The sequence below is a fragment of the Actinoplanes sp. 13 genome (assembly GCF_056134165.1).
The window spans coordinates 110,691-136,080 of the sequence record NZ_JBVYOQ010000010.1 but is presented as its reverse complement, the minus strand read 5'-3'; the positions used below and the strand labels follow the sequence as shown (position 1 = coordinate 136,080).

Below are 25,390 nucleotides of genomic sequence, written 5' to 3'. Positions count from 1 at the left end.
GGGTGAAGATCGAATCATGTGGACCGCCGACTTCACCCGGTACTTCGTGGCCCGCGCGGTCTCGGTCTTCGGCGACGCGATGCTCACCGTGGCGGCGGCGCTGGCGGTCGGGCAGATCTACGGCGCGACCGGCGTCGGCGTGGTGCTCGCCGCGTGGATGATCCCGTTCCTCGGCTTCATCCTCTTCGGCGGCGTCTTCGCCGACCGGATCGGCGCCCGCCCGCTGATGCTCGGCGCCGACCTGGTGCGCCTGATCACCCAGGGCGGTGTCGCCGCCGCCTTCTTCCTCGGCACGCCGTCGCTGTGGCTGCTGATCGGCTGCTCGGCGGTGAGCGGCGCGGCAGCCGCGATGTTCCAGCCCGGGGTGAACGGGATCGTGCCGCAGGTCGCCCGCGACCCGCACCGGGCCAACGCCACGATCCGGGTGGCGAACGCGCTCGCCGAGATGCTCGGGCCGGCCGCCGCCGGTGTGATCTTCGGGTTCTTCGGCGCCGGCCCGGTCTATGCCGTGGACGCCGCCACCTTCGCGGTCAGCGCCGCCTGCCTGGCCGGCCTGCGGCTGGAGAGGGTGCAGCGGGCAGGTTCCTCCACGCTGAAGGACCTGGCCGCGGGCTGGCACGAGTTCTGGGCGCGACAGTGGATCTGGAGCGTGATCCTGGTCTGGGTGGTCTACGGGATCTTCCTGTTCGGCCCGCTGGTGCCGCTCGGCGCGGTGCTGGTCAGCGAGGAGCTGGGCGCGCCGGCGTACGGATGGATGCAGTCCGCGATCGGCGCCGGCACGGTCCTCGGCGGCCTGGCCGCGCTCCGGCTCAAGCCGCGCCGCCCGCTCGCCGCCGGCGCCGTGGCGATGTTCGGTTTCGTGCTGCTGCCGCTGGCCATCGCGCTGCACGCCACGCTGCCGGTGCTGCTGGCCGCGGCCGGGGTCAACGGGCTGGTCTGGGCGTTCTGGTCGATCATGTGGCAGACCAGTGTGCAGACCCAGGTGCCGCCGGACATGCTCAACCGGATGACGTCCTACGAGGTGCTCGGCTCGAACGGCAGCCTGCCGATCGGCCAGGGCCTGGCCGGACCGGCGGCCGGAATGTTCGGCGCGGAACGGGTGCTCGGGACGTCGGTCGTGGTCGGGGTGCTGGGCTGCGTGGCCTTGCTGCTGTTCCCGGCGGTCCGCGGGCTGGGCCGCGCCGACACCCCGTCCCCCGCCCACGTCTGAGCCACCGCGACCCAGCGTGGGGACTTCGGGTGCGCTCCGCACCCCAAATCACCACAACCGAAGCTCAGCGTGGGGACTACGGGTGCGCTCCGCACCCGAAGTCCCCACACAGCAGTCAGTGCCGTTGGGTCGGCGCGGGAGGGTCAGACCAGGGCGCCCCAGCGGTCGGTCAGCTCCGCCGCCGTCGGCATCGCGGTGGCGCCACCCTGCCGCTCGCAGACCAGCCCCGCCACCGCCAGCGCGAACCGCACGTGCCGCTGCCAGTCGGCGACCCCCGCGGGCCGTCCCTCCGCCAGCAGGCGCCGGACCAGCGCACCCATCACCGAGTCCCCCGCGCCGGTCGCGTCGACGGCGGCGACCGAAGGCGCGGGCAGCATCGCGTCACCGTCGGCAGCCGCCACGTAGGCGCCCCGCGAACCGCGGGTCACCACGACAGCCCCCGCGCCCCGTCCACGGATGCGGGCGGCAGCCTCGGCGGGATCGGGCGTCCCGTAGAGCACCTCGGCGTCGGCCGCGCTCAGTTTGACCAGGTCGGCGGTGGCGAAGAACTCCTCGACCAGGGTGCGCAGCGCGTCCACGGCGGCCGCGGTGGGCAGCAGGGTGGGGCGGACGTTGGGATCGAACACCCGGAGCGGCCCGGACGTGGCCCAAGCCTCGCGCGCCGCCGACAGGAACGGCTCCCGCAGCAGGCAGATCGAACCGGTGTAGAGCACCGCGGCGCCGGCAACCATCGACGGATCCAGATCACCCGGACCGAGCATGGCGTACGACGGTGGCTCACCGTAGAACGTGAAGGCCGGCTCCGCGCCCTCGAACGTGGTGACCGCGAGCGTGGTCGGCACCGGGACCCGGCGCACCCCGGTCCGGCCGACCCCGGCTTCCCGCAGGAACGCCGCGATCCGGTCGCCGAGCACGTCGTCGCTGAGCGAGCCGGTGTACTGCACCTCGCCACCGAGACGGGCCACCCCGACGGCGACGTTGAGCGGCGCCCCGCCGATCGCCTGCCGGTAGATCAGGTCCCCGTCGGCGTCCGCTTCGAGCAGGTCGATCAGCGCCTCACCCATCACCATCGCGTAGCCCATGGCGATCAGCCTGCCACTGATGAGCCGGTCAGCGGTTTCCACACCACATATGCCCCTGTTTGCGAAAATTGTGGAATGACTTCTCGCTTGATCCTGTTCGCCGCCGCACCACTCGTCCTGCTGTCGGGCTCCCCCGCCGCGGCACAGACCGCGACCGGGCCGGAGCCGGTCCCGGTCACCCAGGGGAAGTTCCGTGTCTGGAGCGAGGCCGCACCCGCCGTCACCTACGACACCGAAGCCGTGCCGGTGGGCGCGACCGCCCGGCTCGCGGTCGGGCGGACCGCCACCGGCACCCGCGTGCTCCTCAAGGTCACCGGGCTGGTGCCCGGCCGGGCGTACGGCGCCCACCTGCACACCCGGCCCTGCACCGACAAGCCGGCCGAGGCGGGCCCGCACTATCAGCACCGGATCGACCCGGCCGCGGGTCCGGACCGGCCGTCCACCGACCCCGCATATGCCAACCCCCGCAACGAGATCTGGCTCGACCTCACCGCGGACGGCAAGGGCGTGGGCCGCTCGTCGAGCGTGCAGAGGTGGCATTTCGACGAGTCCCGCCCGCCGTGGTCGCTCGTCCTGCACGCCGAGCACACGCACACGGAGCCCGGCGCGGCGGGCACGGCCGGCGCCCGGCTCGCCTGCCTGACCCGGACCGCGGAGGCGCCCTACCGGAACCGGCCCGGTCGCGGCTGACCGGAGAAGGGGGCTCTGCTGTTCGCACAGCGCAGGCTGTAACGTCGGGACGACCGGAGAACGGAGGCACCCATGGCCGAGCAGAGCGGCGGCACGCAGCCCGCCAAGACGGAGTCGCACGACCCCGACTTCCCGGAGGCGTTCCTGGCGTTCATGCGCAGCGGCTGGCGGGACGATCCGCTATCGGTCACGGCCCTGCCCGAGGCGCCGAACTACGAGAAGCGCCGTGCGGCGCTCTCCGAGGCCTTCCCGGGTGAGACGTTGATCATCCCGAGCGGCAACGAGAAGGTCCGCGCCAACGACACCGACTACGCGTTCCGCCCCGGCAGCGACTTCTTCTATCTGACCGGCGACCGCGACCCGGACAGCGTGCTGGTGCTGCGCCCGAGCGGTTCCGGGCACGACGCGATCCTCTTCACCCGGCAGCGCAACTCGAAGGACACCGACCGGTTCTTCCGGGACCGCAACGGCGAGCTGTGGATCGGCCGCACGCACACCCTCGCCGAGAAGTCGGCCGAGCTGGGCGTGCAGGCCGCGTCGCTGGGCGAGCTGGGCCCGGTGCTGGCCCACTCGGCGCCGGGCCGCACCCGGGTGCTGCGGGGCCTGGACGCCAACGTCGACCGCGCCGTCCTGGCATATGAGCCGAACCGCGAGAAGCCGCGCGACCGCGAGCTGGCCCGGGTGATCTCCGAGCTGAAACTGGTCAAGGACGAGTGGGAGATCGCGCAGCTTCAGGCCGCGATCGACGCCACGGTGCTCGGCTTCGAGGACGTGGCCCGGGTCCTGCCGGCCGACCGCCCGGTCAAGGAGCGCCTGCTCGAGGGCGTGTTCGGGCTCCGGGCCCGGCACGACGGCAACGACGTGGGGTACAGCTCGATCGTCGGCTCCGGGCCGCACGCGACGATCCTGCACTGGATCCGGAACACCGGCGTCACCACGCCCGGCGAGCTGCTGCTGATGGACATGGGCGTCGAAGGCAACAACCTCTACACCGCCGACGTGACGCGGACGGTGCCGGTCTCCGGGACGTTCACCCCGCTGCAGCGCCAGGTGTACGACATTGTGCACGCCTCGCAGCAGGCCGGCATGGACGCGATCCGGCCGGGAGTGGCCTTCCGCGACGTGCACCGGACCTGCATGCGGGTGCTCGCCGAGGGCCTGCACGACCTGGGCCTGCTGCCGGTCGGCGTGGACGAGGCGATGAGCGAGCAGAGCACGGTCTACCGGCGCTGGACGCTGCACGGGTTCGGGCACATGCTCGGCATCGACGTGCACGACTGCGCGAACGCGCGCAACGAGGCGTACCGGGACGGCAAGCTTCAGGAGGGCTACGTGCTCACCGTGGAGCCGGGGCTGTACTTCCAGGCGGAGGACGAGCTGGTCCCCGCCGAGCTGCGCGGCGTCGGCGTCCGGATCGAGGACGACGTGCTGGTCACCGCCGACGGCTGCCGCAACCTGTCGGCAGGTCTGCCGCGCTCGTCCGGTGAGGTCGAGCAGTGGCTGGCTTCCCAGCGTGAGGCCGGCCCGCGCCTGCCCGGCTGACCCACATCGACGGACCTGCGGCCGGCCGCGCGAAAGCGAAGCCGGCCGCAGCCGTAAGCCGGGCCGGCCCCGCGTGCGTATAAGCGGGCCGGCCGCGTGCGCAAAAGCCGGGCCGGCCGCGTGCGCAAAAGCCGGGCCGACGGGATCCAGGCCGGCGAGAACGAGGCCGGCGGAAACCAGGCCGGCAGTCAGGCGCCCGGTTGGTAGGCCGAAACGGTCCAGCACTCCGCGCCGGCCGCCGTGTCCGTGACGTTGATGGTCACCTTCACCGGGTGCCCGTCGGTGGCGTCGAACTCCGTCGCCACCTCGGCGCCGTCCTCGGTCGCGGTCTCCGCCATGGTGACCAGCTGCCCGAGCGTCGGCACCTCGATCTCCTCGCCCTCCGCGCCGGTGATCGGCCCGAGATCCACCTCCGCCGACGCGTCCGGCGACGCCACCGACGCACCGACCCGCTCGGCCTTGGTCACCACGCCGCCCTGCACGGTGGCTTTGTATCGCCCGAGCGGCGCCGCGGCGTCACAGCCGCGCGCCATCTCGTAGGTGTAGGAGGCGGGCTCGTTCCAGGCGGGCGCCGAAGCCGCCGCCGAGGCCGCCCCGGAAGGCTGCGTGAACGTCGGCCTGTCCTCGTCCGGCGTGGAGGTGCACCCGCCGACCAGCCCGATCACGACCAACGCGCCCAGGGCCCGCACGAACCGCACCACGACCTCCGCTCCGCGGCCACCGCGTCCCGGGGCCCTTCGCGGCGCAATGTAGCGCAGCCCCGCACGCGCGGCAGCGGCCACGCCGCCCGGGCGCCGGATCGTCACACAACGGCCTCACCCGCCGTCGCTGACGAACACCGCCACCGACCGGGCCGGCACCTCCATCACCACGGCCTCGTCCCGCACCGACACCGCCGCGGTGCGCAGCACCGGGTCGGCCGACCCGACCAGCTCGGGATGCAACTGCCAACCCGCCCCGCCGAGCCCCGGCACCCACTGCGTGGTCTCCGCCTCGGTCGCGTTGAACACCACCACCACGCGGCGCCACCGCGGGTCCAGCCCGGTCCCGTCCAGGGACATGACGATCACGCCGGGCGTCTCCGCCGCCCCGCTCAGCGGGAACGACACCCGCCGCTGCACCTCGTCGGCGGTGGGCAGGCCGAAGACCGGCGAGTCCCGCCGGATCCGCAGCAGCTCGCGGTACCGCTCCGCGGTCAGCGTGATCGCGTCCGGCGGGGGGACCAGGGACGGCTCGGCCAGCAGCGGCCGGGCGTGCTCCCAGTTGTCGCGATTGTCGTCGAACGGCGGCAGGCCCACCCCGAAACCGTTGCCCAGCGACGGGTCCCAGCGGATCTGGTTGAACCAGTCACCGGAGTTGAACGAGTTGCGGTCGAGGGATTTCGAGCGCAGCCGCTCGGTGCCGAGCGCCACGAAGCCGGCGCCCTGGCTCAGCACCACCAGGGCGAGCGCCAGCACCTGCATCCGGGCCCGGTCCAGAGGCGGCGTGCCGAGCGGCAGCTTGAACGCCATCGCGTCGTAGAGGATCTCGTTGTCGTGGGCGTCGACGTAGTTGACCGCTTCGCCGGGGGAATGCGCGTACCCGCTGGGCGAGCCGTTGTAGTCGAGCTGCGCGCCGCTGTGCTCGGCCCCGGTGTGCGTGACGAACCGATAGGTGGCGAGGGCCCCGGCCAGGCCCACCTTGATCTGGTCGTGCAGCCACAGCGGGGTCCGGCCGCCGAGCCCGGTGGCGAACCCCTGCGTCCGCGGGTCGGAGCCGCCGCCCCGGACCGCGTCGCGTAGCCGGTCGTTGAACGTGCCGACCCCGGTTCCGGCCATGTTGACCTGGGTGGCCTGGGCGAACCTGGCGTCGTACGCCACCTCGCCGAAGTTCCACCCCTCGCCGTAGAGGCAGATGTCGCGCCCGTGCTCGCCGAGCCGGTCCAGCGCGATCCGGGTCTCCAGGATGTTGGCGCGGGGATGGTGGCCCATCAGGTCGAAGCGGAAGCCGTCGATCCGGTACTCCCGGGCCCAGGTGACCAGCGAGTCGATGACCAGCTTGCTCATCATCGCGTGCTCGGTCGCGGTGTTCGGGCAGCAGGTGGACTCGGCGGTGCTGCCGTCCGGCAGCAGCCGGTGGTAATAGCCCGGGACGATCCGGTCGAGCACGCTGAACTCGTCGAGCCCGTCGCGCATGGTGTGGTTGTAGACCACGTCCAGCACCACGCGCAGGCCGGCGCCGTTGAGCGCGGCCACCATCGAGCGCATCTGCAGGATCCGGGCGGCGCCCGCCGGGTCGGTGCTATAGCCGCCCTCCGGCACGGTCCAGTGCCACGGGTCGTAGCCCCAGTTGTAGCCGTCCTCGTCGGCGACCGCCATCACCGCGCGCTGCTGCTCGGGCGAGTCCGGCGGGAAGGAGGCCAGGTCGCAGGCGGGCGTCGCCTGGTCGGCCCGGCGGTCCGGGATGCTGCCGAAGTCGTTGACCGGCAGCAGGTGCACGTGGGTGAGGCCGGCCTCGGCGAGCGAGCGCAGGTGCCGCATCCCGTCCGAGTCGGGGTGGGTGAACGCCAGATAGGTGCCGCGGTCCGCGGCCGGGACCGTGGCGTCGAAGATCGAGTAGTCGCGGACCGAGACCTCGGTGATCTGCATCCGGGCGGCCGGTGTCGCCGGTGGCTTGGCCGGCGTGTCCCAGCCCGGGGGGCACAGCTGCGGATCGGCGAGGTCGACCAGCTGGCTGTGCGTGGAGTCGGTGGCCAGGGAGAGCGAGTAGGGGTCGGTCACGCTGGTGGTCACCACCCGCTGGGCGGCCGGATGCCACAGCTCGACCTGGTATCGGTAGTAGCGGCCGAGCCACTTGCGCTTGCCGATGATCGACCAGACGCCGGTGACCGCGTCCCGGTCCATCGGCAGCACCTTCGGCTCGTCGCCGGGCTCGCGGAACAGCTCCAGCCGCACGTCCCGGGCGGTCGGCGCCCAGACTGCCAGGCGCGGCGGCTCGTCGCCGGCCACCACCGGGCCGAGCTCGGCGTCGGCGGCGTCCGCGTAGAGGTCGTCGAGGACGCCGGCGAGCTGCACGCCGGTGAGGGCGACCACCCGGCCGTCGGCGTCCCGGCCGGCCACCAGCAGCTGACCGCGCAGCAGGTCGCCCAGCGCCGCGTCGGCCATCTCCCGGACCGCGAACGCGTGGTAGGCCCGCAGATGCGGGAAGTGCCGGCTCTGCGCCTGGAAGAGCCCGCCGGGCCGGGGCACCAGGGCCAGCTCCTGGTCCTCGCCGGCCAGGTCGTCGCCGTCCCGGTGCAGCGTGCCGTCGGCCGAGGTGACCAGCGTGAAGGTCTCCGCGCGGGCGGCGAACCACTCGGGCAGCGCGACCGTGCCGCGGTCCACGAAGACGGCGTGCGAGCGGGCCGGGTCCAGCTCCGGGCCGAGGGTGCCCAGGTCGGGGCGGACCGGCGCGGCGACACCGGCGACCATCCACACCTCGCGGCTGATGGTCAGATCGAGGCGCTGATCGTCGGGGAGGTCCTTGACGTCGCCGTGGTGCACCACGAACCGCAGTCCCACGGCGTCCGGCCGCACCGGGATCTCGAACACCGCGCCGAACGCGTCGAAGCGGCTGGGCGCCTCCGGCGTACCCCAGCGGGTCTTGTCCTTGACCGGGACGCCCTCCCAGCAGTGCAGGCCCCACCCGGCGTAATCCCCGTCCGGCCGGCGGTAATGGATCACGGCGAAGCCGGGGTCCGCGGGCCGGGGCGGCGCCGGCGGCTCGAGGCCGACCCGGCGGTCGTTGGCACGCAGCCAGACCTCCGAGGTCTCGGACAGGTCGACCCAGCGATCGATCTCCACGTCCTTGGCGCCGAACCGGTGCACCACCAGGAAACCGACCTCGCGCGCCCCGGGCGCGAGCCGGACCCAGGCGAAGCGGCCGTGCTCGTCCTCCCCGGCGAACGACGCGCCCTCGGGATAGATGGTCGCGCCCTCGGGGGCGACATCACCCCAGGCGTGCAGCGCCCAGTCGGCGTAGTCCTCGTCGGGTCGCTGATAGTGCACGATGAGCCATTGCGGACTGGTCCGGGGGCGGGGCGGAGCGGCCGTAGTGATCTCGATCGTGGTCACCGGGCCATCCTTGCATCGGGCCACGACATTTTCATGGCGTGTGGAGAAGTGCGCATGCCCGATTTGTCACCAGGGCGATCACGATTTGTGGATACGTTCTAGCGTGGCGGCTCAATGTCCGTGCGGTAGCTCTCCGGTGGTCACCTCGTGAAGATTCTCTTCTTGATCAACAACGCCTTCGGCATCGGCGGCACCATCCAGACGACGTTCAACCTGGGTGGGGCGCTGGCCGAGCGGGGACACGACGTGGAAGTGCTCAGCACCTTCCGCGGCCGTGACGTGCCCCGGCTGTGGGCGGATCCCCGGATCCGGCTGATGGCCCTGACCGAGAAGCGCCCGGCACACCGCGACTACGAGAAGGACGCTCCGGGCCGCGGCACGCCACCCGCGCTCTACCCCCGCTCCGACTTCCGGTCCGCCGACTACGACCAGTACGTGGAGGACCGCTATCGCCGCTACCTGCAGGGCAGCGACGCCGACGTGGTGATCGCCACCCGCCCGGGGCTGATCGTCTACGCCGCGCAGCTGGCGCCCCGGCACATGGTCCGGATCGGTCAGGAGCATTTGACCCGCGACCGGCACCGGAAGAAGCTGCGCTGGCTGATGCCGCAGCACATCCGCAAACTGGACGCGTTCGTCACGGTGAGCGAGCGCGACGCGGAGGACTACCGCCGGCACCTGCGCCTCCTCTGGCGCACCCGGCTGCTGCACATCCCGAACAGCGTGCCCGCTCCCCGGGTGCCGCCCTCGCACGGCCGCGCCAAGCTGGTCGTCGCGGCCGGCCGGCTGGTCGGCAGCAAGCGCTACGACGTGCTGATCCGCGCCTTCGCGAAGGTGGTCGCCGAGCGGCCGGACTGGGGCCTGCGGCTCTACGGCGAGGGCGAGCAGCGGGACAATCTGCGCGCCCTGGTCCAGGAGCTCGGCCTGACCGATCACGTGCGGCTGATGGGCGGCTACTCGCCGATCGAGACGGAGTGGGCCAAGGGCTCGATCGCGGCTGTCTCCGCCGACCAGGAGCCGTTCGGCATGACGCTGGTCGAGGCGATGCGGGCCGGCCTCCCGGTGGTCAGCACCGACGCGCCGTACGGCCCGGGGGAGATCATCACCGACGGCGCCGACGGCGTGCTCAGCCCGGTCGGCGACCCGGAGGCGCTGGGCGCCGCGCTGCTGCGGGTGATCAACGACGACGACGGCCGGCGGGCGATGGCCGCGCGGGCGCTGCAGAGCTCGCAGCGCTACGACCCGGGCCCGATCGCGGAGCGTTACGAGCTGCTCTTCGAGGAGCTGGCGAAACGCAAGTGGGGCCGGCGCCGGCAACGCCCGCCGATGACCGTTCTCGGTCCGGCGCCCACGCTGACGATGCCGACCGTCGACTGCGAGGTGGGCGACGACGGCCGGGTGCGGCTGCTGAACGCCGAGGGGACGCGATGGCATCACCTCACCACCGGGGAGGCCGCCGGCGAGCCGCTGCCGACCGGCTCCTGGCAGCTCAAGAAGGACGGCACCCCGGTGCAGGCCGGCTGCCGCGACACCCGGGCCCTGCTGGAGATGCCCGACGCGACCCGCGTCGAGCTGCCTTACAAGCTGAACGACGGCGGGCTCGGCCTGCGGGTCGTCGATGCGCCGGCGCTGGCCGAGGTGGACGGGATCCGGGCCGACGAGGACGGCGTGCACCTGAGAGTGCGGCTGGTCGGCACCAAGGCCGACGATCCCGCCCTGCTGGCCCGCGGCAAGGACGGGCAGGAGCATGAGGTCCGGTTGGAACAGGGCAGGGTCACCGTCGACGATCTCGGCCCCGGCGACTGGACGCTCTGGGTGCGCCCGGCCCGCGACGAGCCCCCGGTTCGCCTGGCGAAGCTCGCTGACGACATCATCGACAAGCGGGTCGCTTACGTACTGCCGGCCACGCCGGCGCTGCGGCCCTGGTTCACCGCGGCCAACGAGCTGACGATCACTTCGTCGCGATGACCGTGGTGATCATCGGTCCGTCCGCGCCGCTCCGGATCAGGTACCGGTATTTCTCTCCCGGCACCGCCTGGCCGTCGCAGTCCAGGTATTCCCACTCCACCGACACCAGGACCAGGGCCGCGGAGAGGCGGAAGACGTCGAAGATCCGCGCGTGCGCCGCCACGATCCGGTGCTCCCGGTACGCGGGGGCGGCGCCCAGGAAGGAGAGCGCCACGGCGGCCGGCGAGCTGAACGTGAAGCTGTACGAGTCGGACACCACCAGCCCGGGCAGCGTGTGACACCCGGCGATCGCCGCCACGTCGCCCGTCGTGAGGGCGGAGCCGTAACGACCGAAGAAGTCGGTGAGCTGGTCCAGTTCAGCCGGAGCCGTCATGCCGCGGCGTATGCCCATCTATCGACGACGGCAAACAAACGGCGAGCGCGCCGGTCCGGGCTGAGAGGATCGGCAGGTGGACCCCGCCTTGCAGTTCTTAGCAAGACGGACGTACGGTTTACCGAGAGACGTGAACCGAGAGTTAGGCAAACCTAACCAGAGGGTCGCCCTCTCGGTGCGAAAGACTTGACTTCCAGTCGCTGGGTGTGAAGGAGAAGACGGTGGCCAGCCTCGACACCTTTGGTGCGAAGAGCGAGCTGCGCGTCGGTGACGCGAGCTACGAGATTTTCACGATCGACAAGGTGAAGGGGCATGAGCGCCTGCCCTACTCGCTGAAGATCCTCCTGGAGAACCTGCTCCGCACGGAGGACGGCGCGAACATCACTGCCGACCACATCAACGCGCTCGGCAGCTGGGACCAGAACGCCGACCCCAGTGTCGAGATCCAGTTCACCCCGGCACGGGTGCTGATGCAGGACTTCACCGGCGTCCCCTGCGTGGTCGACCTGGCCACCATGCGCGAGGCCGTCAAGGACCTGGGCGGCGACGCCTCCAAGGTCAACCCGCTGGCCCCGGCCGAGCTGGTCATCGACCACTCGGTGATCGCCGACCTGTTCGGCCGCGAGGACGCGTTCCAGCGCAACGTGGAGCTGGAGTACCAGCGCAACCGCGAGCGCTACCAGTTCCTGCGCTGGGGCCAGACCGCGTTCAACGAGTTCAAGGTCGTCCCCCCGGGCACCGGCATCGTGCACCAGGTGAACATCGAGTACCTGGCCCGCACCATCATGGAGCGGGGCGGCCAGGCGTACCCGGACACCGTCGTCGGCACCGACTCGCACACCACGATGGTCAACGGCCTCGGCGTGCTCGGCTGGGGCGTCGGCGGCATCGAGGCCGAGGCCGCCATGCTCGGCCAGCCGGTCAGCATGCTGATCCCGCGGGTCGTCGGCTTCAAGCTGTTCGGCGAGGCGCCGGCCGGCACCACCGCCACCGACCTGGTGCTGACCATCACCGAGATGCTGCGCAAGCACGGCGTGGTCAGCAAGTTCGTCGAGTTCTACGGGCCCGGTGTGAGCGCCGTGCCGCTGGCGAACCGGGCCACCATCGGCAACATGTCGCCGGAGTACGGCTCCACCGTTGCGATCTTCCCGATCGACGACGAGACCATCAAGTACCTCAAGCTGACCGGCCGCACCGAGCAGCAGGTCGCGCTCGTCGAGGCGTACGCGAAGCGCCAGGGCCTGTGGCTGGACCCGAACGCCGAGCCGGACTACTCCGAGAAGCTCGAGCTGGACCTCTCCACGATCGTCCCGTCGCTCGCCGGCCCGAAGCGCCCCCAGGACCGTGTCCTGCTGAGCGCCGCGAAGCCGATGTTCCGCGACGCGCTGAAGAACTACGTGCAGGCCGAGGGCCCGGCGGACGAGGCCAGCCAGGAGTCGTTCCCGGCCAGCGACCCGCCCGCCAACAACACCGACTCCGAAGCCGACAAGCCGCACATCTTCAGCGCGGCGCAGAACAGCAACGGCCGCCCGACCAAGCCCACGCTGGTCAAGGGTGAGGACGGCGTGGAGTACGAACTGGACCACGGCGCCGTCGTGATCGCCGCCATCACGTCCTGCACGAACACCTCGAACCCGCAGGTCATGATCGGCGCAGCGCTGCTCGCCAAGAAGGCCGTCGAGCGGGGCCTGACCCGCAAGCCGTGGGTCAAGACCACCCTCGCTCCGGGCTCCAAGGTCGTCTCCGACTACTACGACCGGTCCGGCCTCACCCCGTACCTGGACAAGATCGGTTTCAACCTGGTCGGGTACGGCTGCACCACCTGCATCGGCAACTCCGGTCCGCTGCCCGAGGAGGTCTCGGCCGCCATCAACGAGGCCGACCTGACCGCGGTCAGCGTGCTCTCCGGCAACCGCAACTTCGAGGGCCGGATCAACCCGGACGTCAAGATGAACTACCTGGCGTCCCCGCCGCTCGTGGTGGCGTACGCGCTGGCCGGCTCGATGGACATCGACATCACCACCGAGCCGCTCGGCACCGGCTCGGACGGCAAGCCGGTCTTCCTCAACGAGATCTGGCCGTCCGCGCAGGAGATCGACGAGGTCATCGCCTCCGCCATCGGCGCCGAGGGCTTCAGCACCGCGTACGCCGACGTCTTCGCCGGCGACGAGCAGTGGCAGTCGCTGCCCACCCCGACCGGCGACACGTTCGCGTGGGCGGAAGACTCCACCTACGTGCGCAAGCCCCCGTACTTCGAGGGCATGACGCCCGAGCCGGCCCCGGTGGTGGACATCGACGGCGCCCGCGTCCTGGCCAAGCTGGGAGACTCGGTCACCACCGACCACATCTCCCCGGCAAGCTCGATCAAGGCCGACTCCCCCGCCGGCAAGTACCTCGCCGAGCACGGTGTCCCGCGCGCCGAGTTCAACAGCTACGGCTCGCGCCGCGGCAACCACGAGGTCATGATCCGCGGCACGTTCGCCAACATCCGGCTCCGCAACCAGCTGGTGCCGGGCGTCGAGGGCGGCTTCACCGTCAACCACCTCACCGGCGACCAGACCACGATCTACGACGCCAGCGTCGCGTACCAGGAGGCCGGCGTCCCGCTGGTCATCCTCGCCGGCAAGGAGTACGGCTCCGGCTCCTCCCGTGACTGGGCCGCCAAGGGCACCATGCTCCTCGGCGTCCGCGCCGTCATCGCCGAGAGCTACGAGCGCATCCACCGCTCCAACCTGATCGGCATGGGCGTCCTCCCCCTGCAGTTCCCGCAGGGCCAGAACGCCGAGTCGCTCGGCCTCGCCGGCACCGAGACCTTCGCCATCGCCGGGGTCACCGAGCTCAACAACGGCACCACCCCGCGCACCGTCAAGGTCACCACGGACACCGGCGTCGAGTTCGACGCCGTCGTCCGGATCGACACCCCCGGCGAGGCGGACTACTACCGCAACGGTGGCATCCTGCAGTACGTCCTGCGCAAGATGCTCCGCAGCTGATCATCGCGTTGCCCGCGGACGCCTCGCCCTTTCGGGCGGGGCGTCCGTCGTTTCTGTTCACCGCTGAGAAGACCGGTTTCAGGCGGGGACGGGTTCCGCCCAGTGCGCGGTGCCGTCCCGGGCGACCAGGACCAACACCACCATCAGATCCTTCTCGGTCATGGGGCTGCCGTCCGGCACGCTCCCGGCGAAGGTGATCTCACCCGACTCCGTCACCGGCGCCTCCACGAACCACCCCTGCGGCTCGTCGCCCGCCCGGGACAGCGCGGACAGCCACGGATAACGCTCCGGCAGCGACGTCAGATAGGCCGGCCGGCTGCCCACCAGGTTGCCCAGCCCCGCGGCCCGCTCGTGATGCTTGTCGATCACCAGCACGTGGTAGAAGAGCGGCTCGCCGTCCTCCACCGCCGGGGTGCGATGCTCCAGCCGCCCGACGAAGAGCCGGTCCTCGAGCGCCCCGGCCGGGCGTGCCCCCTCCTCCTCCGCCCCGATCGACCGCGCGTCCACCTCGAAGCGCGGCCACTCGGTGAACTTCACGACGGCGCTCGCCCGCACGTCGCCGGCCTCGAACGGCGCCCGGTCCCGCACCAGCTCGCGGTACCCGAACCAGCCGCCCACCGCGACCACCAGCACCACCAGAGCCAGCGCCGTCACCGGCCGGGCCTTCAACCGGCGCACCGGCTGCCGCTCATCCATGATCGTCACCGCCGCATAGTAGGCCCGCACCCCCGGCGCCAGACCTGTGTGTGAAGTTCGGGTCGCTATGTGGGCAACTTCACACAGTGCGGGTCCCGCCCTCCGGCGCTAGAGCTGTGTGTGAAATTCCGGTCGCTATGTGGGCGCAACTTCACACAGTGCGGGCGGGGCCGAGCAGATCCCACTTGTTGCCGGCGATGTCGAGGAAGACGGCGACCCGGCCGTAGGGCTCGGTGCGGGGCTCGCGGACGAACCGGACGCCGTGTTCGACCATCCGGCGGTGGGTGGCGTCGAAGTCGTCCACCCGCAGGAAGAAGCCGACGCGGCCGGCGGCCTGGTCACCGATCGCGGCGGCCTGGCGGTCGCCGTCCGCGCGGGCCAGCAGCAGACCGGTGCCGCCGCCCGGGGGCCGCACGACCACCCAGCGCTTGGGGCGGCCGTCGTTGGTGAGCGACGGGGAGTCCTCGGTCAGCTCGAAGCCGAGCACGCCGGTGAAGAAGGCGATCGCCGGGTCGTACTCCTCGACGATGACGGTGACCAGGTCGATGTGCATGCGCGCTCCCCTTCCGGCTCGGCCGTGCGGCCGGCGGATCAGGGACGATAGCCGGTCCGGTCGGCGTCGGTGATCTCGCGGAGGACGCGGGCCGGGACGCCGGTGGCGACGACGCCGGCCGGGAGGTTGCGGGTGACCACGCTGCCGGAGCCGACGACGGTGTTCGCGCCGATGGTCACGCCCTGGTTGACAGTGACGCCCCCGCCGATCCAGACGTGGTCACCGATGGTGACCGGCTTGGCGTAGCAGGCGCCGGCAGCCCGCTCGGCGGGGTCGATGGCGTGGTTGGAGGTGTAGATGCCGACGCGCGGCCCGAACAGGACGTGGTCACCGATGGTGATGCCGCCACCGTCGAGCAGGACGCAGTCGAAGTTGGCGTAGAAGTGGTCGCCGATGCTGATGTTGAAGCCGAACTCGCAGCGGAACGTCGGCTCGAAGTGGCAGTCCCGCCCGGCCTGCTGGAGCAGGCGCCGCAGGATCGCCTCGCGTTCCGCCTGCGGCCGGCCGAAGCTCGCGTTGTACTCGTCGGTCAGCAGCACCGTCCGCTGCCGCGCCTCGACCAGTTCGGTCGTGAGGTCGTTGTACATCCGGCCGGCGAGCATGTGCTGCCGCTGCGCCTCGAGCGTCACCGGAAGATCCTCGCACGGGTCGGCGCGGACACACCGGCCGTGGGTGAATAGGCTTCGGGAATGGATGACAAGACGGTGCTGAGCCGGATCAACGGCTTGGTCGAAGAGGAGCACACGCTGCGCCGGCAGCTGGCCGAGGGCAAGATCTCGTCGGACGAGGAGCACGCCCGGCTCAAGGATCTCGAGGAGTCGCTGGACCAGTGCTGGGATCTGCTGCGTCGTCGCCGTGCGGCCCGCGCGGCCGGGAACGACCCGGATGCCGAGCAGGCGCACGGCGTCGGCGAGGTGGAGGGCTACCTGCAGTAAGGCAGCCTGACCGGCCGCGGTCGCGGCCGCCGTGGTCGCGGCGGCCGCGGGCCGTGCCGTGGGCGGGTGATCAGAGCAGACCCGCCTCGTAAAGCAGACGCTCGACCACCTCGTCGGCGTCGACGGTCAGGCCCCGGGAACGGAACCAGTTCGCGACGTTGTGCACATCACGGGCGATGAACTCACCGCCGCGCGGGTTGCCGATCACGTCGACGATCTGCGGCAGGTCGATCAGGACCAGCCGCCCGTCGTGCACCAGCAGGTTGTACGGCGAGAGGTCGCCGTGCGCCACCTGCGCCCTGGCCAGCACCGACAGCGCGTCGGTCATCTGCCGCCACAGGTCGGCGAGTTCGTCCGGATCGGCGCGCACCTGCGCGAGCCGGGGCGCGGCCTCGCCGGTCTCCCAGTCGCCGATGAACTCCATCATCAACTCGGTGCCGATCAGCTGCACCGGGTACGGCACGCAGACCAGCCCGCCCTCCTGAGCGATCTGCCACAGCCGGCTGAGCGCGCCGAACTCGGCAACCGCCCACTGCCCGGCGATCAGTTCCTTGCCGAAGGAGGTGCGGTTGGTCATCGCCCGCATCTCCCGGGACCGGCGGACCCGGCGGCCCTCCAGGTAACCCGCGTCGCGGTGGAAGAGCCGGTGGTCGCCGTCGCGGTACCGCTTCGCGGCCAGCATGCTGATCTTGTCGGTGCCCGGGACGGCCCGGCGGACCAGGAAGACGTCGGCTTCCTTGCCGGTCTTGAGCATGCCCAGCTCGGTGTCGACCGCACCGTACTCGGTGCGGATCCAGTCGGGGCGCGGCTCCGGGCCGTGCAGAGCGCCGTCCCAGGTCGACCAGCGGTCGCCCTCGTCGGGCAGATCCGGGTCGGTCTGGAGAGCCGGCTCGGGCCGGCCGCGCTTCAGAAAGTCTGATTCGTCGTCGTCGAACTTGCGGCGCCCGCGGCGCATGGTAGAGCTGTAGGACTCGTGCTCGCGCACTGGAGGATCTCCTCAGAGAAAGAAGCAGACAGGGGAAGCCGGACAGCAGGCATCACAAAGACGGCCATGGAGTCCACCCCCTTCTCTCTCGTCAGGTCTCTCGCTCGTGCGGGACGACTCTCTCGGATCAGCCGGGACGGCGCAACTGATTTATCGGGCGGCCATGATGGCCGAGATGCCCTGGATCACGTTCCCGACGACACGGGTCGGCGCGAACCGGTTGTCCACCCACTCCCGTCCGCGGTGCAGCCAGACGCTGGGCAGGCCCATCGCGGCCGCGCCGCCGATGTCGGCCTCCGGGCTGTCGCCCACGACCCAGGCCCCGGCCAGGCGCATCCGCACCCGCTGCGCGGCCAGCGCGAAGATCCGCGGGTTGGGTTTGCTGACCCCGCACTGCTCGGAGATCACCCAGTCGGCCACATAGCGGTCCAGGCCGGTGCGCCGGATTCGCGCCTCCTGGTGCTCGGCCGGGCCGTTGGTCACCACGACCGGCACCAGCCCGGCGTCCCCGGCGATCTCCAGCGCGCAGCTGACCATCGGGTCCAGCCGCTCGAAGGCGAGCGGGCCCTCCTTCAGCTCCTCGACCATGTCGATCGCCGGAATGCGCAGCTGGTAGCGGTCGCGGATCAGATCGGCGAGGTCCCAGCGGGAGGTCAGCCCGTCGGCGTCCACCGAGACCAGCCAGTCGAGGTCCTCCTGCGGGGCGGCGATCTCGTCCAGGAATCCTTTCGCCCACAGCCGGAAGGCACCGCTGCGGTCGAGCAGGGTGTCATCCAGGGCGAGCAGGACTAAAGGCACGCGGGCACTTTACGTGAGCGGCGACAGAAGCGAACAGTCCAGGAGTGTTAACAAAACCGGGACACGATGAGGAAATTCGCATCATCCGATCGAGGGACTGCCACGCTTACGAAGCCGTACGTACGGATTGCAACCGCGTGGGGCACCGTGACACGATCAGCTCGTGCCCCGGGTAAGTCAGGACCAGCTGGACGCGCGCCGCCACGAGATTCTCACCGCGGCTCGCGCGTGCTTCGCCCGGTTCGGGTACGAGGGGGCCACGGTCCGCCGGCTCGAAGAAGCGACGGGCATGTCCCGCGGAGCGATTTTCCACCATTTTCGCGACAAGGAGTCGCTGTTCCTGGCCGTGGCCGAGGACGACGCCGCCGCGATGGTCGAGACGGTCACCCGCAACGGTCTCGTCCAGGTGATGCGCGACCTGCTGGCCCGCGCCGGCAACAGCGAGGGCGACACGGCCGGATGGCTCGGCACCCAACTGGAGGTGTCACACCGGCTGCGCACCGACCCGGCGTTCGCCAAACGGTGGGCGCAGCGGTCGGCCGCGATCGCCGACGCCACCCGCGAGCGCCTGCAGCGCCAGCGTGACGCAGGGGTGCTGCGCCAAGACGTGCCGGTGGAGGTGCTGACCCAGTTCCTCGAGCTGGCGTACGACGGACTCGTGCTGCACCTGGCGACGGGCCGCCCGGCCGGTGAGCTGGCCCGCGTGCTCGACGTCGTCGAAGAGGCCGTCCGCCGCTGACGTGCGTGTGAAGTTCGGCCCCGCTCCGCACCCCAACTTCACACACAGCACCCGTGGCACTGGACTGTGGTGAGTTCGGGTTCGCTGCGCGCCGCAAATCACCACACTGCTGTGGGAGGGGCTGGTGGGCGGGGCGCCTGGAGCGGGGTGAGCGGGAGTGGGCAGCCCTGCCCGGCGGACCCTCGCGGAGCGTGACCCGTCGCCTGGATCGGCTTGATGCCACGGGACTTCGGATGGCGCGTACTCCCGCGGGGTTGTGAAGTGCGCGAAGGGTGCGGTAAGGCACATGCCATGGGTGATCGACGTAGCGACGTGGGACGACTGCTCCGGCACTGGCGCGACCAGCGGCGGATGAGCCAGCTCGACCTCTGCACGCGGGTAGGCGTCTCCACCCGGCATCTGTCGTTCGTGGAGACGGGGCGGTCCCGGCCGACCAGCGCGATGATCCTGCGGCTGGCCGAGGAGCTGGAGGTTCCGTTGCGGGCCCGCAACGAGTTGCTGCTGGCGGGCGGGTTCGCGCCGGCGTTCCCGCAGTCCGAACTGGACGCGCCGCCGCTGTCCGCGGTGCTCACGGCGCTGCGCAGGGTGCTCGCGGGGCACGAACCGTGTCCGGCGGTGCTGGTGGACCGGCACTGGACCATGGTGGATGCCAACGCCGCGGTGGGCGGGCTCACCGCGGGCTGCGCCGCGTCGCTGCTGGAACCGCCGGTCAACGTGCTGCGGCTGGCCCTGCACCCGGACGGGATGGCGCCGCGGATCGAGAATCTGGCGGAGTGGCGCACGCACGTCCTGCACCGCCTGGACCGGCAGGCGGCGGCGACCGGCGACCCGGTTCTGCGGGAGCTGCGCGCGGAGCTGGCCGGATATCCCGGCGGCCTGGTCGCGGCGGAGCCGGACGGACTGGTGGTGCCGCTGCGTTTCGCCGGTCTCAGTTTCTTCAGCATCACGTCGGTGCTGGGCACACCCCGCGACGTGACCCTGTCCGAGCTGGCGATCGAAGCGTTCCTGCCGGCGGACGCGGCGACGGCGGAGGCCCTGCGGTGGGGGGTGCCGCCCGGCCGGGCGGAGGCGGACGAGCACCGGCCGGAGATGGCAGGATCGACGCATGGATCTCGGGCTGGCTGATCGCGTCTACATCCTCACCGGGGCTTCCCGCGGGCTCGGCTTCGCCACCGCGCAGGCCCTCGTCGCCGACGGCGCCCGGGTGGTGATCTCGTCCCGGTCGGCGGAGCGGGTCGACGAGGCCGTCGCCGAGCTGGGCGCGGACCACGCGGTCGGCGTGGCAGCCGACCTCAGCGACCCGGCCACACCGCGCGAGCTGGTCGACGTCGCGCAGGAGCGGTTCGGGCGGCTCGACGGCGCGCTGGTCTCGGTCGGCGGGCCGGCCCCGGGCAGCGCGGCGAGCATGACCGACGATCAGTGGCGGGAAGCGTTCGACACGGTCTTCCTGGGGTCGGTCCGGGCGGCGCGGACGTTCGCGTCGGCCCTGCCGGAGGGCGGCGCGATCGGGCTGGTGCTGTCGACGTCGGTGAAGATGCCGCTGAACGGTCTCGGTCTGTCCAACGGCCTGCGGCCCGGGCTGGCGATGGCCGCCAAGGACATGGCGGATGAGTTCGGTCCGCGCGGCATCCGGGTGCTGAGCATCCTGCCGGGCCGGTTCATGACCGACCGCAACCGGGAGCTGTTCGCGGCCTCCGGCGACCCGGCGACGGCGATGGCCGAGGTGGCCGGGGCGATTCCGCTGCGGCGGATCGGGGAGCCGCCGGAGTACGGGCGGGTGGCGGCGTTCCTGCTCTCCCCGGCGGCCAGTTATGTGACGGGGGCGGCGGTGGCGGTCGACGGCGGGTCGCTGCGCACGCTGTGAGCGACCCGTCCACCGAGCCTGCGCCGGGCCGGCGGCAGGTGGCGCCGGCCCGGCGGCAGGTGGCGGTTGCGGTCGCCGGGTTTCGTAAGCCGACGCCGGACGAGGTGGCGGCGGCCGCCGATCGGACCATCCCTGACCTGATCGGACCCGGTCTGCGGGTGCTCTTCTCCGGGATCAACCCGAGCCTGTACTCGGCCGCGACCGGCCACCACTTCGCCCGGCCCGGCAACCGGTTCTGGCCGACGCTGCATGCGAGCGGTTTCACCGACCGGCTGTTGCACCCGTCCGAACAGCATCTGCTGCCGGCCCTGGGCCTCGGCATCACCAACGTCGTCGCGCGGGCCACTGCCCGCGCCGACGAGCTGGCGGCGGAAGAGCTGGTCGAGGGCGGCAAACTGCTGGCCGATCTGGTACGCCGGATCGAGCCCCGTTTCGTCGCGGTGCTCGGGGTGACGGCCTATCGTGCCGCGTTCGGGCGACGGTCAGCGAAGATCGGGCCGCAGGAGGAGACCATCGGTGGCGTGCCGGTGTGGGTGCTGCCGAACCCGAGCGGCCTCAACGCCCACTTCCAGCTGGCGGATCTCGCGGTGGAGTTCGCGGCCCTGCGCGCAGCGATCGGCCCGTGACCGGTTCACGCCGGGCGGCGAGGCCGCCGGGGCGGGACTCGAAGGTGACCGCCAACGGCGCGGCGAGGAACACCGTGGAGTACGTGCCTACGACGATCCCGATGAGCAGGACGAGGGCGAAGTCGACCAGGGACGCCTCGCCCAGCACGGCGAGGGCGGTCAGGATGAAGATCGCCCCCAGGCCGGTGTTCACGGTTCGGGGCACGGTCTGCAGGCTTCCGGTGTTGACCAGCCGTGCGAACGGAACGTTCCGGTCAGCCTTCACCAACTCCCGGATCCGGTCGAAGTTGACCACCGAGTCGTTGATCGAATAACCGATGACGGTCAGTAGGGCGGCCAGGAAGATGCCGTCGACGGGCCGGCCGAGCCAGGCGAACACCCCCACCACCAGCAGGACGTCATGGAGCATGGCCAGCACCGCGGCCGCCGCCCATTGCCGGCGGAACCGGATGGCCAGGTAGATCAGCTGTGCCGTGAGCGCCACGGCGAGGGCGATCAGGGCATTGCGGCGCAGCTCGGCTCCGAGGGTCGGGCCGACCTTCTCGTCCCGGAGCCGTTGGACGTCGCCGCCGGCGGCCTGGGCCAGCGCGGAGCGGACCTCAGCCTCGGTGTCGTCGCTGAAGGTGCCGGCGCGGACGCTGATGGCGCCGTCACCGGAGGTGGTGACGACCGCGCGTTGCAGCCCGGCCTGCTCGACCGCGTCACGGGCGGTGTCGGCATTCAACCCGGCGGTGGCGGCGTATTCGACGAGCCGGCCGCCGGTGAACTCGACACCCAGGTTCAGCCCGCGCACGGCGACACCGGCGAGGGACAGCACGACCGCCGCGACGGAGACGGCCAGCCACAGGCGCCGGCGGCCCATGACGTCCGGGTTGCGGGTCTCCAGTTTCCGGCGGACCCAGCCGATGCCGCCCAGCCCGCTCCAGATCGGACGGCGGGTCAGCCAGCGGGCCCCGGCCAGTGGCGTGGACAGGGCCCGGGCCAGGACCAGCGCGGTGAACATCGACACCAGCACACCGATCGACAGGGTGACGCCGAAACCGCGTACCGGGCCGGAGGCGAGGAAGAACAGCAGCCCGCCGGCGAGCAGGGTGGTGACGTTGGAGTCGGCGATCGCCGACCAGGCGTTGGCGTAACCGGCCCGCATCGCGGTGCGCAGGCTGCGCCGGGGGCCGCCGGCGGCGTACTCCTCCCTGGCCCGTTCGAAGACCAGCACGTTGGCGTCCAGGGCCATGCCGATGGCCAGGACGAACCCGGCGAGGCCGGGCAGGGTGAGGGTGGCGCCGATCGCCAGCAGGGTGGCGTACGAGATGAGGCCGTAGCAGAGCAGGGCGATGGCAGCGACCCCGCCGACGAGCCGGTACACGGCGACGATGAACAGGACCGTCGCGATCATCCCGAGCACGGCAGCGGTGGCGGACGCCTCGATCGCCGACTGCCCCAGGCTCGGCCCGACCGTACGCTGCTCGATGACCTCGACCGGGACCGGCAGCCCGCCCGCGCGGACGAGCAGGGCCAGGTCCTTCGCCTCGGTCTCGGTGAAATCGCCGGTGATCTGGGTGCGGCCGCCGGCGATGCCGGTGCCGCAGACGACGTCCTGGCCGACCTCCGGCGACGAGATCACCACCCGATCCAGCATGATCGCCACCCGCCGGGCCGGGTCGCCGGGTGCGGCGCAGGCGGCGTCGGCGGTCAGCTTCCGCCATTCCTCACCGCCGGCGCCGCGGAACTCGAGGCTGATCTGCCAGCCGGTGAACTCGCCGATTCCCGCGGTGGCGCTGTCGACCTGCTGCCCGGAGAGCGCGGCCGGGCCCAGCCGCAGCCGCTCGCCGCTCTCCGACGGCACGACAAGATCGGTGCCGGTGCTCGGTGCCGGTTCGGCGCTGGTCGCGTCGATGCCGAGGACCGGGTGGAACGTCAGCTGGGCGGTCCGGCCGATGACGCGGACCGCCTCGGCCGGTTCGGTGATGCCGGGCAGCTCGACGATGATGCGCCGCTCGCCGGACCGGGCCAGCGTCGGCTCGGCGACGCCGAGCTCGTCGACGCGGCGGCGCAGTACTTCGAGGGTCTCGTCGGTGGTGGTGGCGTCCGCTTCGGCGAATTCGCCGTCACGGGTTTCCAGGACTATCTGGGTTCCGCCGCGCAGGTCAAGCCCGAGCCGGGGCGGGCGGGTGGCCAGTAGCCACCCCGACACCGCCAGCACGACCAGGGCAAGAACAGCGCGCACGGCAGTAGCGCGCGACATGGTGGATGCTCCTCGACACGGATGGACCCCGCAGCCGCCGCCGGGCGGCGGCGCGGGTGAGAGAACAGGGCACGGTTACGCCGCGAGGCGTGGTGGTGCCCGTCCTCTCACCGTGTGCAGAAGCAGCGAGGGTGTCGCCGCTGAACCCATCGCTGTGGCCACCGGCCACCGGACACGCCGCCCGGCCCCGAAGAGCAACGCCGCGATGGCGGCCACGAACAGCACCATCGCCGCGGGGGCGGGCTTGGCGGAGAGCCGGGTCTCCGGCACCACGGGTACGGCGGAGGGCGGCGCCGGGGTGGCGGCTGTGAGGCGGAGCAGCTCGCCCGCCGTGACCGGCGTGTCACGGCCGACGCCGGACAGCGCTCCCCAGCAGACCGCGACGATGAGCACCAGGGGCAGCACGACGGCACGGCATGTCTGCCGCACCCGCTGCTGCCCGCTCATGCTGGGCCTCCCGTCGACGGCGCGAGCGTATCCGACCGGGGCAACCCGGCAACCGGACGCCGCATCGACCGGGCAAGGTGCTGGAGCAGCGATTATGGTGGACAAAATGTCGGACACCAGGATCGGCCTGCGCGGCGAACGGGGCGCGGTGCTCGGCGCCATGATGCTCGCGACCGGGCTCATCGCCATCGACTCGACCGTCATCGCGACGGCCGTACCGTCGGTGGTCCGGGACATCGGCGGCTTCTCCGAGTTCCCGTGGCTCTTCTCGATCTACCTGCTCGCCCAGGCCGTCTCGGTCCCGGTCTACGGCAAACTCAACGATCTGTTCGGGCGCAAGCCCGTCATCCTGTTCGGCATCGCGCTCTTCCTGCTCGGCTCGATCTTCTGCGGCCTCGCCTGGAACATGTGGGTGCTCATCGCCTTCCGCGTGGTGCAGGGCCTGGGCGCCGGGGCGATCCAGCCCACCACCATCACCATCGTCGGCGACCTCTACTCGGTCGAGGAACGCGCCAAGGTCCAGGGCTACGTGGCCAGCGTCTGGGGCATCTCCTCGGTAGTCGGCCCGACGTTGGGCGGCGTGTTCAGCGAGTACGCGAGCTGGCGCTGGATCTTCTTCATCAACATTCCGCTCTGCCTGCTCGCCGCGTGGATGATCATGCGCAAGTTCCACGAGCGGCGCGACCGGGCCCGCCCGGTCATCGACTACAAGGGCGCGGTGCTGCTGTCCACCGGGCTGACGATGCTCATCCTCGGTGTCCTCGAAGGCGGCCAGGCCTGGGCCTGGACCTCGCCGATCAGCGTCGCGGTTCTCGGCATCGGTGCGCTGCTCCTGATCGCGTTCGGCTTCGTGGAGCGGACAGCGACCGAGCCGGTCCTGCCGCTCTGGCTGTTCCGCCGGCGCCTGCTGGTGACCAGCGGGCAGCTGGCCGTCGGCGTGGGCGTCATCCTGATGGGGCTCAGCTCGTACGTGCCCACCTACGCCCAGGAAGCACTCGGCGCGGGACCGCTGGTCGCCGGCCTGGCGCTCGCGGCGCTGACCCTGGGCTGGCCCCTCTCGGCGAGCCAGGCCGGCCGGCTCTACCTGCGGTTCGGCTTCCGGATGTGCGCGCTGACCGGCACCGCCCTGGTGCTGCTCGGCTCGGCGCTGCTCCTGCTGCTCGGGCAGCACTCCAGCGTCCTCGAGGTCGCGGCGTACTGCCTGATCATCGGTTTGGGCATGGGCCTCACCGCGGCGCCCACGCTGATCGCTGCGCAGTCCAGCGTCGGGTGGGCGGAACGAGGCGTGGTCACCGCCAACAACATCTTCCTGCGCTCGCTCGGCAGCGCCCTCGGCGTGGCCGTGTTCGGCGCGATCGCCAACGCCGTCCTGGGCTCGGACCCGGTCACCGCGGCGGGCATCACCACGGCCGTACACCGGATCTTCATCGGCATCACCCTGGTGGCAGCCGTGATGGTGGTGCTGGCCGCCCTGCTGCCCGGCCGGTCCCGCGGCGACGACCCGGCCGCCCGGCAGGAGACGCCCCCACAGCGAAAAAGCTCGCCGTAGGCGG

The 25,390-nt window shown here is 71.6% G+C and carries 22 protein-coding genes; 11 read left to right on the top strand and 11 right to left on the bottom strand.

Going from position 1 to position 25,390, the window contains the following annotated elements; genetic code table 11:
* Positions 1-16: 16 nt before the first annotated feature.
* Positions 17-1,210, top strand: a complete 1,194-nt coding sequence (locus AC0NH5_RS21270; RefSeq protein WP_474406445.1) for an MFS transporter — start codon at positions 17-19, stop codon at positions 1,208-1,210.
* Positions 1,211-1,353: 143 nt separating this feature from the next.
* Here AC0NH5_RS21270 and AC0NH5_RS21265 read toward each other — a convergent pair whose 3' ends face one another.
* A complete protein-coding gene (locus AC0NH5_RS21265; RefSeq protein ID WP_474406443.1) occupies positions 1,354-2,292 on the bottom strand; it encodes a carbohydrate kinase family protein in 939 nt (312 codons plus the stop codon).
* Between the two features lie 75 nt (positions 2,293-2,367).
* On the opposite strand from AC0NH5_RS21265, the gene AC0NH5_RS21260 reads away from it, so the two are divergent.
* Both AC0NH5_RS21260 and AC0NH5_RS21255 read left to right on the top strand, forming a co-directional pair.
* Positions 2,368-2,982 (top strand): hypothetical protein, encoded by a 615-nt coding sequence (locus AC0NH5_RS21260; protein WP_474406441.1) that lies wholly within the window; start codon positions 2,368-2,370, stop codon positions 2,980-2,982.
* 72 nt (positions 2,983-3,054) lie between these two features.
* Complete coding sequence (locus tag AC0NH5_RS21255) at positions 3,055-4,524, top strand: aminopeptidase P family protein (RefSeq protein WP_474406439.1); 1,470 nt, start codon at positions 3,055-3,057, stop codon at positions 4,522-4,524.
* Between the two features lie 188 nt (positions 4,525-4,712).
* On the opposite strand, the gene AC0NH5_RS21250 is transcribed toward AC0NH5_RS21255, so the two are convergent.
* Both AC0NH5_RS21250 and pulA read right to left on the bottom strand, forming a co-directional pair.
* Complete coding sequence (locus tag AC0NH5_RS21250) at positions 4,713-5,225, bottom strand: hypothetical protein (RefSeq protein ID WP_474406438.1); 513 nt, start codon at positions 5,223-5,225, stop codon at positions 4,713-4,715.
* Between the two features lie 114 nt (positions 5,226-5,339).
* Positions 5,340-8,615, bottom strand: a complete 3,276-nt coding sequence (pulA, locus tag AC0NH5_RS21245) for a pullulanase-type alpha-1,6-glucosidase (protein ID WP_474406436.1) — start codon at positions 8,613-8,615, stop codon at positions 5,340-5,342.
* A gap of 147 nt (positions 8,616-8,762) precedes the next feature.
* Between pulA and AC0NH5_RS21240 the strand changes: the two genes are divergently transcribed.
* The gene (locus AC0NH5_RS21240; RefSeq protein ID WP_474406434.1) at positions 8,763-10,583 is read left to right on the top strand and encodes a glycosyltransferase; all 1,821 of its coding nucleotides are present in this window, start codon (positions 8,763-8,765) and stop codon (positions 10,581-10,583) included.
* Here the strand turns inward: AC0NH5_RS21240 and AC0NH5_RS21235 are convergent.
* Complete coding sequence (locus tag AC0NH5_RS21235; RefSeq protein ID WP_474406432.1) at positions 10,567-10,956, bottom strand: hypothetical protein; 390 nt, start codon at positions 10,954-10,956, stop codon at positions 10,567-10,569. The genes AC0NH5_RS21240 and AC0NH5_RS21235 overlap by 17 nt on opposite strands.
* Positions 10,957-11,162: 206 nt before the next feature.
* Between AC0NH5_RS21235 and acnA the strand changes: the two genes are divergently transcribed.
* Positions 11,163-13,949: an aconitate hydratase AcnA gene (gene acnA / locus AC0NH5_RS21230; protein ID WP_474406430.1), complete on the top strand. Its 2,787-nt coding sequence runs from the start codon at positions 11,163-11,165 to the stop codon at positions 13,947-13,949.
* A 78-nt stretch (positions 13,950-14,027) separates the two neighbouring features.
* On the opposite strand, the gene AC0NH5_RS21225 is transcribed toward acnA, so the two are convergent.
* The 3 genes from AC0NH5_RS21225 to AC0NH5_RS21215 all read right to left on the bottom strand — a co-directional run bounded on the left by AC0NH5_RS21225 (position 14,028) and on the right by AC0NH5_RS21215 (position 15,827).
* Entirely contained in the window at positions 14,028-14,654 is a 627-nt protein-coding gene (locus tag AC0NH5_RS21225; RefSeq protein WP_474406428.1) for a hypothetical protein, read from the bottom strand.
* 142 nt (positions 14,655-14,796) lie between these two features.
* Complete coding sequence (locus AC0NH5_RS21220; RefSeq protein WP_474406426.1) at positions 14,797-15,198, bottom strand: VOC family protein; 402 nt, start codon at positions 15,196-15,198, stop codon at positions 14,797-14,799.
* A gap of 38 nt (positions 15,199-15,236) precedes the next feature.
* A complete protein-coding gene (locus AC0NH5_RS21215; protein WP_474406424.1) occupies positions 15,237-15,827 on the bottom strand; it encodes a sugar O-acetyltransferase in 591 nt (196 codons plus the stop codon).
* A gap of 60 nt (positions 15,828-15,887) precedes the next feature.
* Between AC0NH5_RS21215 and AC0NH5_RS21210 the strand changes: the two genes are divergently transcribed.
* Positions 15,888-16,133, top strand: coding sequence for a DUF2630 family protein (locus AC0NH5_RS21210; protein WP_474406422.1), 246 nt, complete (start codon positions 15,888-15,890; stop codon positions 16,131-16,133).
* Positions 16,134-16,203: 70 nt separating this feature from the next.
* On the opposite strand, the gene AC0NH5_RS21205 is transcribed toward AC0NH5_RS21210, so the two are convergent.
* Positions 16,204-17,118, bottom strand: a complete 915-nt coding sequence (locus AC0NH5_RS21205) for a serine protein kinase RIO (RefSeq protein ID WP_474406420.1) — start codon at positions 17,116-17,118, stop codon at positions 16,204-16,206.
* 150 nt (positions 17,119-17,268) lie between these two features.
* Positions 17,269-17,916: an HAD family hydrolase gene (locus AC0NH5_RS21200; RefSeq protein WP_474406418.1), complete on the bottom strand. Its 648-nt coding sequence runs from the start codon at positions 17,914-17,916 to the stop codon at positions 17,269-17,271.
* 163 nt (positions 17,917-18,079) lie between these two features.
* Here AC0NH5_RS21200 and AC0NH5_RS21195 point away from each other — a divergent pair, with 163 nt between their 5' ends.
* From AC0NH5_RS21195 to mug, 4 genes are all read left to right on the top strand, one after another.
* Positions 18,080-18,655 carry a TetR/AcrR family transcriptional regulator gene (locus AC0NH5_RS21195; protein ID WP_474406416.1) on the top strand — a complete coding sequence of 192 codons (576 nt, stop codon included), beginning with the start codon at positions 18,080-18,082 and terminating at the stop codon, positions 18,653-18,655.
* A gap of 291 nt (positions 18,656-18,946) precedes the next feature.
* On the top strand, positions 18,947-19,780 hold the full coding sequence (locus tag AC0NH5_RS21190) for a helix-turn-helix domain-containing protein (RefSeq protein ID WP_474406414.1): 834 nt from the start codon (positions 18,947-18,949) through the stop codon (positions 19,778-19,780).
* Positions 19,761-20,519, top strand: a complete 759-nt coding sequence (locus AC0NH5_RS21185; RefSeq protein ID WP_474406413.1) for an SDR family oxidoreductase — start codon at positions 19,761-19,763, stop codon at positions 20,517-20,519. Before AC0NH5_RS21190 ends, AC0NH5_RS21185 begins: the two co-directional genes overlap by 20 nt.
* 38 nt (positions 20,520-20,557) lie before the next feature.
* Positions 20,558-21,145: a G/U mismatch-specific DNA glycosylase gene (gene mug / locus AC0NH5_RS21180; protein ID WP_474406638.1), complete on the top strand. Its 588-nt coding sequence runs from the start codon at positions 20,558-20,560 to the stop codon at positions 21,143-21,145.
* Here mug and secD read toward each other — a convergent pair.
* Positions 21,075-23,390, bottom strand: coding sequence for a protein translocase subunit SecD (secD, locus tag AC0NH5_RS21175; RefSeq protein WP_474406410.1), 2,316 nt, complete (start codon positions 23,388-23,390; stop codon positions 21,075-21,077). The genes mug and secD overlap by 71 nt on opposite strands.
* Positions 23,391-23,465: 75 nt before the next feature.
* Positions 23,466-23,837 (bottom strand): hypothetical protein, encoded by a 372-nt coding sequence (locus AC0NH5_RS21170; RefSeq protein WP_474406408.1) that lies wholly within the window; start codon positions 23,835-23,837, stop codon positions 23,466-23,468.
* 106 nt (positions 23,838-23,943) lie between these two features.
* Between AC0NH5_RS21170 and AC0NH5_RS21165 the strand changes: the two genes are divergently transcribed.
* The gene (locus AC0NH5_RS21165) at positions 23,944-25,386 is read left to right on the top strand and encodes an MFS transporter (RefSeq protein ID WP_474406406.1); all 1,443 of its coding nucleotides are present in this window, start codon (positions 23,944-23,946) and stop codon (positions 25,384-25,386) included.
* Positions 25,387-25,390 lie beyond the last annotated feature (4 nt).

Bases quoted from the DNA above. Each gene is read 5' to 3' on its own strand.
- AC0NH5_RS21270 (WP_474406445.1), top strand. From the start codon at position 17: ATGTGGACCGCCGACTTCACCCGGTACTTCGTGGCCCGCGCGGTCTCG.
- AC0NH5_RS21265 (WP_474406443.1), bottom strand. From the start codon at position 2,292: ATGGGCTACGCGATGGTGATGGGTGAGGCGCTGATCGACCTGCTCGAA.
- AC0NH5_RS21260 (WP_474406441.1), top strand. From the start codon at position 2,368: ATGACTTCTCGCTTGATCCTGTTCGCCGCCGCACCACTCGTCCTGCTG.
- AC0NH5_RS21255 (WP_474406439.1), top strand. From the start codon at position 3,055: ATGGCCGAGCAGAGCGGCGGCACGCAGCCCGCCAAGACGGAGTCGCAC.
- AC0NH5_RS21235 (WP_474406432.1), bottom strand. From the start codon at position 10,956: ATGACGGCTCCGGCTGAACTGGACCAGCTCACCGACTTCTTCGGTCGT.
- AC0NH5_RS21220 (WP_474406426.1), bottom strand. From the start codon at position 15,198: ATGCACATCGACCTGGTCACCGTCATCGTCGAGGAGTACGACCCGGCG.
- AC0NH5_RS21210 (WP_474406422.1), top strand. From the start codon at position 15,888: ATGGATGACAAGACGGTGCTGAGCCGGATCAACGGCTTGGTCGAAGAG.
- AC0NH5_RS21190 (WP_474406414.1), top strand. From the start codon at position 18,947: ATGGGTGATCGACGTAGCGACGTGGGACGACTGCTCCGGCACTGGCGC.
- AC0NH5_RS21185 (WP_474406413.1), top strand. From the start codon at position 19,761: ATGGATCTCGGGCTGGCTGATCGCGTCTACATCCTCACCGGGGCTTCC.
- secD (WP_474406410.1), bottom strand. From the start codon at position 23,390: ATGTCGCGCGCTACTGCCGTGCGCGCTGTTCTTGCCCTGGTCGTGCTG.
- AC0NH5_RS21170 (WP_474406408.1), bottom strand. From the start codon at position 23,837: ATGAGCGGGCAGCAGCGGGTGCGGCAGACATGCCGTGCCGTCGTGCTG.
- AC0NH5_RS21165 (WP_474406406.1), top strand. From the start codon at position 23,944: ATGTCGGACACCAGGATCGGCCTGCGCGGCGAACGGGGCGCGGTGCTC.